Here is an 8,950-nt window from a genome sequence, read left to right as displayed (position 1 = left end):
TAGAAGCAAGGAATTTACTTATCAATAAGGTAGAACGACTGATGGGTTTGCTGATGAGCAAACGCAGGGTACCCATATTGGCTTCGCCCGCAATCATATCGCCACCCACCAGCGCAATCAGCAATGGCACGTGTATGAGCAACGTTTGCAGAATAAAATAACATACAAAATAACCGTTCAGCATTTTGCCTTCCACATTGAACCGCTCAATGCTTTGCAGCATAAAGTTCACATAGGTTTTACCATCGAGGTACAATGCCAGCTGTATTAAAATCACAATGGCAGCAATGGCAATAAAAGCGATATAAGTACGGGGACGTTTAAAGATCTTGAAAAGCTCAATTTGTAAAAGTGTCCACATGCCGGTTTTCGGTTGTTAATGACAGAAAATACGATTCCAGTGAATTCTGTGGTTGCAGGGCCATTATATTGGCCCCGGCCTTTACCAGGTCGGCAGTTAATTCGGGCACTTGCTGTTTGTTCATTTGTAAAAGGATCACCGTACTGTTCTGCTCCTGCAAACAAGTGCCCCAACGGCTGCTTTGCAACCAGGTCACTACCTGCTGCGGATTGGTTACTTCCAAATGCACCATGGTGCGTGCAGGATCTACCAGTTCGGCAACAGTTCCTTCCATTATTTTTTTGCCCTTATCAATGATGAGCATGCGGTTAGCTATCAGTTCTATTTCGTGCAACAGGTGCGAGGAAACCACGATGGTTTTGCCCTGGTGCCGGCTTAAATGCAGGATCAAATTACGAATATCGGCTATACCTTGAGGATCTAACCCATTGGTTGGCTCATCGAGGATGATCAACCTGGGATCGTGAATAAGTGCGATGGCAATTCCCAAACGTTGTTTCATTCCCTGTGAATAGGTACGCACCTTACTGTGCGCCCGTTCGGTAAGCCCTACCTGCTCCAGTTGATCGGTCAATTTTTTTTGGGTAACCTTTACCCCGCTCATTCTGGCAAACAGGGAAAGATTTTCATAACCCGTCAGGTATTTATACAGATCAGGTTTTTCAATAACGGCGCCTATCTGCTGCAACACTTCCTTACGATTGGCATATAAATCTTTACCAAACAATTCAATGGTGCCAGCTGTTGGCGTAATAAGGGTAAGCAGCATACGAATGGTGGTGGATTTTCCTGCGCCGTTCTGGCCCAGAAAACCATAAATATCACCCGTGTTTACTGTAAATGAAATATCATTTACCGCTTTCACCTCGTGATATTGCTTACTTAAATTGTCAACTTTTATAATCGCAGACATACGTTATTAAAATGTACAAATTACAACCCGAAATGGTTCAACCGGAAAAATATAACTGCTGCCTGCTATTATTAAGACCGATTTAACCAAAATATATTTTTATAGTATCCCTATTGCAAAAGACAAATCCGTTAGTTACATTTGTAAGGTTCCTCCTACATCCTCTGTAAATCCGTAACCCGCAGGACACCCGACTTTCTTCCTGCAAAAAAATCCCAAATATCTACATAAGCCGCTGACTATTTGAATGATAGCAGAGTTCAGAATGACCAGTCGCCGGTTTTATCACTACCAGATTTCTGCATTTTAGTTATATCCATCTCCAATTCCTACGTAATCTCCGCGTAATTCGTGATACCCACCTATGATCGTTTGTATCCTTTAAGAATGCATTTGCCTTTGAATACCCATGATGGATCTTATGCATCCTGCCCTGGCGTATTTATTACTAAACGCTGAAACAGTACAAAATGAAGCGCATTATTTGCTTACAGATAGTTACCTGTCTGCTGGTTACCGGCCTCAACGCCCAGGTGACTGAAAATTTCAACACCCGCAACGGTGTTGCCCTCAACCAGGTAAAAGGATACTTACAAAGTCATTGCTGGATGTTACCAGATCTTGATGTCACCGGTTTTAATACCGAAACGGACGGCTGGCTGGTTCCCGGCGGCGCTATCAGCGCCAACCAACGAACAGGCATTTATACCCCGGCGCTTGATATAACTGATAATATCACTATCTCTTTTAATTACCAGTTCAACCTGGCCTTTGAAAAAGGGACCCGCCGCTGGTTAAAAGTATTTTTAACCGATCCCAACAATATAAATATAACCCGGTTGGACAGTTTTGAATGCCCGCATACAGCGCAGGCCATCAACAACTACAACAAAACATTTCCTCATTTACAACCGGGTATTTATAAAGTTTACCTGAACTACCAGGGCACAGGTGGCGCTACCCGTATCGCCATCGATCAACTGAATGTTTCAGCGCCGCTGCATTATGCTGAAGGGTGCAACACCTCGCCTGTGGCAGTAAATGATAATATTAGCGGCTTGCCCAATCATACCGCTACCGGGCTGGTTACCATAAACGACCGCGATGCCGACAACGACCGGCTCAATGCCTACCTGATCACCAATTCACAGGATGGTAAAGTGACCATGCACGGCGATGGCACCTTCACGTTTATACCCAATCCCGAATTCAAGGGCCATTCTACCAGCTTTACATATAAAGTTTGCGATAATGGTTATGGCCGCCTGTGCTCCCAGGATGCTACCGTTAAACTCGATTTTCCCGAAGAGTCGGTTAGCCTGAGCGATTTTGCAGGGCTTTATAACGATGGCGGACAGGTGGAATTAAAATGGGCAACCGGTTATGAGTATAATAACGACCGGTTCGAAGTTGAAAGAAGCCTCGATGGCCGCAAATGGTATACTGCCGGCACCATAAAAGCACAGGGTACCTCTACCACCAGAAAAGTATATTCGTTCGATGATGAGGTTGGTAAGAACAAGGCATTGAAAAAAGACCTTTATTATCGCCTGAAACAGGTTGATGAGGCGGGTAAGGTAGCCACCAGCCGGTTATTAGTTGTTCGGGTGTATAATACCCCCACGGTGAAAATGATGAGCGTTACGCCCAACCCGGCCAAAAAAGATATTTCAGTGACTACGCAATTGAATGAAAGCAGCTTTGTTGCCCTGAAGATATTGAACGCCGATGGCGCCATTGTGATGAATAAAACCTCAAAAGCCGATGCAGGCGCCAGCAATTTTATTATGGAAGGAAGCCGCAATCTGCAACCTGGCGCATATACATTAGATGTGTCTGTTAATAGTAAAGAGCGAATGCTGGTTAAACTGATTAAAGAATAATTGGAGTTTCACGGTAAGGAGCCCCTGCTTTTACGCAAAGTAGGGGTTATTTTTTTACCCCCAGATATGATTGCAGGTTCTTTACATATTCCTCAAACGCAGCCACTCCTGCAGGCGTTATCTTACAGATGGTTTGCGGATAATTGTCCTTAAATTGTTTTACTACTTCTATATACCCCACTTCTTTCAGCTTATTTATCTGTACACTCAGGTTGCCGGCAGTGGCATTCGTTTTTTCACGAATAAACGTAAACTCTGCCTCCTTCACACTAATGAGAAGTGAAACAACCGCCAGCCGCAGTTGGGAATGTAATATCGGATCCAGATCTTTAAACTCCATTGCAATCGCCTTATTAAGGATTGGCCTTTTTAAATTTCAGCCTTAATAAATACCCGGGAATTATCCAGGCTATTACCATGGCCGCCGACACCAGTAACAAGTGGTATTCTACAGGAACTATCGTGGTTAATAACGACAGCACCCAGCAGCCAATGCCACCCCACATCAACGGTTTAAACCGCAGAATGACACCCGACAAAAAAGTAGGCATACCATATATTACCAAAAAAACAGGATCAATTAATTTATAATATTCCCTGCCCTGAATGGTGCTGATTAAAACACCCAACAGGAACATGAGGATAATAAATGTGATCCATACGTATTTAACAATTTCATCGGTATAGGTACGTACCCGTTGTCGTTGGCGCTTCCTGCGCAGAAAAAATATCTGAAAGATCACCGCTGCCCAGGTAAGCGTCCAAACCAGGTAATGTTTCTCAAACTGAATACGTAATAAAAAGAATTCCGTTACGCTGCAAAACAGCACTACCCAACCCCATAATAAATACAAAAAACCGTCCTCGTTAAAACGGTTCGTTGCTTTATTGATCATGGATTCAATCAGCGCTAAACTATCAGCGTGCGAAAAACTGGTTTCTTTTTCCATATAAATGTTACCTGTTGAGAATGAAATTGTCCACGCTTGGCATGCAACGCCGTGCGTGGACAATTCGTTTTATTTGCAAGTGGCCAGTGTTTTTTCTACCTGTCCTTTACCCCAATTGGGTGCAATGGCAGAAGCAGGTTTGAAGGTTTCATATTTTTTCAACGCTTCCTCCAGTACTGGTTTGGCTGTAGTGCAGCCACCGCCAAACTGCTCAGGGGTATTGCGTAAATTTTGTCCCTGTAAATAATAAGGTCTTGGATTGGCAGGGTCCTGTTTTTTTGCATTATCAAGCTCTGTTTGAATAACGGGGCCATACTCCTGCCAGCGGTTTTGTGGGTTTACCAGCATATGCAGGGTAGCGATCATTGATTTAACACAGCTTATTTCAGAATTATTAGGTTGTAACGCATCGGCTTTTTTCAGCAACTCTTCAGCTTTATTAGCATAGGCGTCGCTCTGGCTCATATCGTTCTTCATGAAGGCATAAATAACCTGGCTTAACGAAGCATAATAATAAGGAAGCCATTGTGTTTTTTCTGCATCGCCAATACGTTCAAAAGCTGCTGCTGAAGCCAGCATATCGTCGGCTGTTTTTGCCGAATCAAATGTTGCAATGCCCGTGGTCATTGCTTTGGTAAATTTTTCACTTTGCGCTATCCCCTGGGAAACGATCACAATCGAAAGAAGGATAAAAAATAATTGCTTCATGATGGTTGATTTGTTATGATATTATAAATTACTGTTAATGACGTCGTCGCTTCTGTCAACACCAAAACTAAGGAAACAACCCAAAAAGTAAAATCGCCGGGCTGTTGGCAAAACAGGATCTTTTCGCATACCATTGTATGAATAATTATAACCAAATACCTGGTCACTACCCAGCACATTGTTTACAGATAAAACCCATACTATAAAGTTCTTTGTTTTTGCATTGCCTATAGTAGGCAGGTAATTAACACTAAAGCTCAGATTGTTGTAAGTTATGGTTTTTCCCTGGTCGGCAATCTGGTACTTACCTGCAGTGTTGCTATACTTGATATTATAATACGGCCTGCCGGTTGCAAATGTATAGGAGCCGTTAAACTGGGTCTTTATTTTGGTGACAAATTTCTTCACCACCAAACTGGCCGTATGGTTTGCTGCAAAATTAGGTTGAATGGCATATGGATAGTTCAGGTAATCTCTTTTCGTATCGAGGTATGAATAAGAGATCCAGTAGTCAACGTTCTTCAATGTTTTGCGATCACGCCAGAAGAGTTCAATCCCTTTAGCCTCTCCATAACCGCTGGTGGCTACACTGTCGATAATGCCGGCGTTACTGGTGCCATAAGTTTTTACCAGGTTCGCGTACTTCTTATAATAGCCTTCAATACGCAAGGTGTAGTCCCTGCTTACACGTTGATAGTTGGCAATGTAATGCGTGGCTTTTGTATACAGCAGGTTATTGTAGGCATAGCCGCGCAGGTAATAGTCTTTTTCGGGTTTCTGGTAAAATATACCATAAGCCAGCGAAGCCTGGGCCTTATTACCAACTTTATAGGCCAGTGAAATACGGGGCACTACATTGGCTTTATCGAGCTGGGAACTGTGTTCAAAGCGACCGCCGAATTTAGCCGCCAGGTCGTTGGTGAGGTAAATGTCTGCTTCGGCAAAAGCTGCTTTAAAATGATCTTCTGCGGTTGTAGTGCCGTTTCTAACGTACTGGTTGGTGTAGGTATTCCTGTCAGTAAAGTACATGTATTCGCCGCCAAAGCGTACGGCGCTTAACCCGTACAGGCGTCTTTCCAGCACTGTTTTTATTTGCGCCAGTTCCCCATTGGACCTTACATAAAAGGTCTTGGTGTCGTAGGGCTCCATGTTCATGCTTACCGGTACATTGTGCTGGTCCTGCAATTCATTTCCGATCTTATCGGTATTGTTGCTGTATGAAGCGCCCATGTACAGGTGCCATTTTTTGCCCAGCTTTTCTTTCCACGACAAATTACCATACACGTTAAAGTTGGTGAGTTTGAACGCATTTTTTAATTCTATAGAATCAATATCGGGCCGGCGCAAACCCAACCGGTTATAATTGAAATACCCATAAAATTTCAGCATGCCGGTTTTGGAAGTTTTTATGCGGAAGTTAGCTTCCCCGTTATGAAACTCCGGTATTTTAAAATTATCGGGGCGTTGTTTAACCACCGCGAAATAAGCCGCCAGGTTGGTATAATTATAATTCACTCCCCAGCTGGCATTCTTTTTCTTCGCCAATTTCTGAAAGCCTCCATTCAACCCTACGGTAGAAATACCAAAACTGGCAGAAGATTGATCGGGCAGATCAACCGATTCCAATATTAAAGCTGAAGAAAGCGCCTGACCATATAGAGCGGAATAACCGCCTGCGCTGAAAACTGTGCCTTTAAAAATAAAAGGGGAAAAACGACCGCGCTGGGCTATATCGGGCACACTGCTGAAAAAGAAATTATTCACCAGGGTTCCGTCAATAAAAACCTTTGTTTCCTGCGCGGTACCGCCACGAACAAACAAGCCTTCACTTTCTCCAACCTGCTGGGCGCCGGGTAAGGTTTTTATGGCGCTGGTAATGTCGGCATTAGCGCTGGCGGTGGTAACAATATCAATAGGGTTTAAAACGGTAGTACGTTTAGTATCGCTGGCTTCAAACGAGCCGGCGGTAATGGTTACTGCTGTTAATTCATTTGGCTCCTGTTTCAATACAATGTCAATATGTAGGGTGGCGCCTGAAATGGTTATTTTTTGTTCCTGTAGTTTAAAGCCAATAGAGGTGGCCAGTAATACCTGCTCGCCTTTTTCAGTGGTTTTAAAGTGATAGTCGCCCAATGTATCGGTAGTAGCGCCATCGTAGGTATCTTTTAAAGAAATACTGGCTCCCTGTACAGGACGGCCTTTTCCATCTTTTACTTTTCCGGAAACAACAGTTTGTGCTGAACCGGCGAGAAAGGATAAGAGCAAAATAAGCAGCGGCAAAAGCGGTAGCATGGGTGGTTTAATTTATACTCAAACGTAAACTGGTTTATTATATAAACCAAATTATTTTTTATTAATTATTCACATTTGTCCAAAAAAGAGACTATTGCTGGTTTTATGTTATTTTATTGATTGTTAATATTTTGCACCAAATTTCACATATAGTCTTTTTATACACGATTCGTTGTGAATTGATTTATATCAACTTTCACAATACATATAAAAATCATATGATATGGAAAAATTGTCTACATGTTTCTATGTAAAATATCCCTGTGGGTTTTGCGTTGTACGATTGGCGAAAAATGGCAACCTTCGTCATTAAATGTTATATCCGTATTGAAAACTATGAAAAGGATCGAAACTCCTTTACAAGCGTCTATTCTTTTAGATGCATTTACCAGCCCAATTACCTTAACCGGTAATATTGCACTGCAGGTACAATCACCCCAATGGTTGCGGGTAATGTATACCTGTTTAACCAGTTCTTCTTTTTTGTTTGTCTCTTTCCTTCCTGTTTTCAAAAGTTTTCCCGGATGTAATCACTTTATTAAAAATAGTAGTGGCGTAAGAGCCAGTGCTTATTTAAAGGAATAAATTATTGACTGAACTGAACACGATTTGATTGATACATTTACTATAGATAACAATTTAAAAACAGCGCGAAAATGAAACAAAATGAGTAATAACTAAATCAAAAAATAAAGTGTTTAATAGGTTATAACTTATGAAGCAGTACGAGGCCTGTTTCTTGGTTATGACGTGAATTTAATTCGAAAATTTTCATGTGTAAATCCGGAACCTATGAATTTTAAATTCTACCCTTTGAGAGCGCTGCTCTTCGCCTTATTGCTGTTAGGCATTAAGGCCCGTACGCAGGCACAATTGACCTTCACCAAGGCTGTAGTCAATTCCACAACAGGTGGTGATGGTACTATAGCATTAACAGGAGAGGTTTTGACCTATACCATCTCCATTACAAACACTGGTTCACAAAACTACATTGCAGCAAAGCTGTACGACAACATACCACCGGGCGTGGTTTATGTGACTGGTTCAACCACGTTAAACAGTATATCATATGCTGATAAGAGTGGTGGCGTAATGCCATTCTCGGGCTCTGGCAGTGCTGTTAATTCGCCCACTTTTGCTTTGGGTATTTTGGCGTCCAATTCAACGGCAATCGTTAAATTCAAGGTAACCGTAACCGGTAATGGTGGCAGCATCTTTAACAATGCTACAATCGATGCCACCCAGGGAGCCGTTTCAACCATTCAGGCAACCAATACGGTATATACCAACATTCAGAATGATCTTGGTTGTAACATTATTTATCAAACTACCACCTATAAACCAGACGGTAGTGGTAGTAGTACATTCGACCCAAAAAAGGATTGGAGCTGGTTGCGTACCGTAGATTCAGCCAACGGGCAGGGTGGTATCACAACCTCATTCCTATACGATGGCGTAAACGGTGCGATGACAGAAGCGCTTGGTACAAAAGCGACTATTACCGGTACTCAATTATTAGATAATTGTGCTGCCATCGCTTATGACCGCGCACGAAAAAGGATCTATTTCGTAAACAACATAGAAAGTGAAGAGCTTAAATACATAGACCTGAACGTAGGCGCCGGCCCCCTGGTAGCCAGAAGATATACAGGCTATCAACTGGAAACGAAAACCAGCAGCGATAACCAGTGGCGTATTAACCGTATGGGTATGGGCTCAGATGGTTATTGTTACGCACTTACCTCTAATGGTAAAGACCTTATCAAATTTACCTTCGATGCTGCCGACAAGCCGCTTATTACGAGGATGGGCTCGCTGAGCAATGACCCAAGTAATGGTTCTA

The 8,950-nt window shown here is 42.6% G+C and carries 9 protein-coding genes; 3 read left to right on the top strand and 6 right to left on the bottom strand.

What is annotated here, in order from left to right; translation table 11 throughout:
- Both ACJ751_RS15175 and ACJ751_RS15170 read right to left on the bottom strand, forming a co-directional pair.
- Positions 1–361 (bottom strand): ABC transporter permease (locus tag ACJ751_RS15175; protein WP_407746349.1); only part of this gene is annotated, 361 nt, incomplete at its 3' end.
- Entirely contained in the window at positions 339–1,274 is a 936-nt protein-coding gene (locus ACJ751_RS15170) for an ABC transporter ATP-binding protein (protein ID WP_407746348.1), read from the bottom strand. The genes ACJ751_RS15170 and ACJ751_RS15175, both read right to left, overlap by 23 nt.
- Before the next feature lie 470 nt (positions 1,275–1,744).
- Between ACJ751_RS15170 and ACJ751_RS15165 the strand changes: the two genes are divergently transcribed.
- Positions 1,745–3,157 (top strand): Ig-like domain-containing protein, encoded by a 1,413-nt coding sequence (locus ACJ751_RS15165; protein ID WP_407746347.1) that lies wholly within the window; start codon positions 1,745–1,747, stop codon positions 3,155–3,157.
- 46 nt (positions 3,158–3,203) lie between these two features.
- Here ACJ751_RS15165 and ACJ751_RS15160 read toward each other — a convergent pair whose 3' ends face one another.
- The 4 genes from ACJ751_RS15160 to ACJ751_RS15145 form a co-directional block, all read right to left on the bottom strand.
- On the bottom strand, positions 3,204–3,497 hold the full coding sequence (locus ACJ751_RS15160) for a winged helix-turn-helix domain-containing protein (RefSeq protein WP_407746346.1): 294 nt from the start codon (positions 3,495–3,497) through the stop codon (positions 3,204–3,206).
- A gap of 13 nt (positions 3,498–3,510) precedes the next feature.
- Positions 3,511–4,107 carry a hypothetical protein gene (locus tag ACJ751_RS15155; RefSeq protein WP_407746345.1) on the bottom strand — a complete coding sequence of 199 codons (597 nt, stop codon included), beginning with the start codon at positions 4,105–4,107 and terminating at the stop codon, positions 3,511–3,513.
- 69 nt (positions 4,108–4,176) lie between these two features.
- Positions 4,177–4,815 (bottom strand): hypothetical protein, encoded by a 639-nt coding sequence (locus ACJ751_RS15150; protein WP_407746344.1) that lies wholly within the window; start codon positions 4,813–4,815, stop codon positions 4,177–4,179.
- A 21-nt stretch (positions 4,816–4,836) separates the two neighbouring features.
- On the bottom strand, positions 4,837–7,107 hold the full coding sequence (locus ACJ751_RS15145) for a TonB-dependent receptor (RefSeq protein WP_407746343.1): 2,271 nt from the start codon (positions 7,105–7,107) through the stop codon (positions 4,837–4,839).
- 336 nt (positions 7,108–7,443) lie between these two features.
- On the opposite strand from ACJ751_RS15145, the gene ACJ751_RS15140 reads away from it, so the two are divergent.
- The gene (locus ACJ751_RS15140) at positions 7,444–7,692 is read left to right on the top strand and encodes a hypothetical protein (protein ID WP_407746342.1); all 249 of its coding nucleotides are present in this window, start codon (positions 7,444–7,446) and stop codon (positions 7,690–7,692) included.
- Between the two features lie 207 nt (positions 7,693–7,899).
- Positions 7,900–8,950 (top strand): hypothetical protein (locus ACJ751_RS15135; protein WP_407746341.1); only part of this gene is annotated, 1,051 nt, incomplete at its 3' end.

Source organism: Niastella sp., from assembly GCF_045805085.1.
Lineage (GTDB): Bacteria > Bacteroidota > Bacteroidia > Chitinophagales > Chitinophagaceae > Niastella.
Note: the sequence above shows the minus strand (reverse complement) of the source record. Positions and strands in the feature narration are given on the sequence as shown.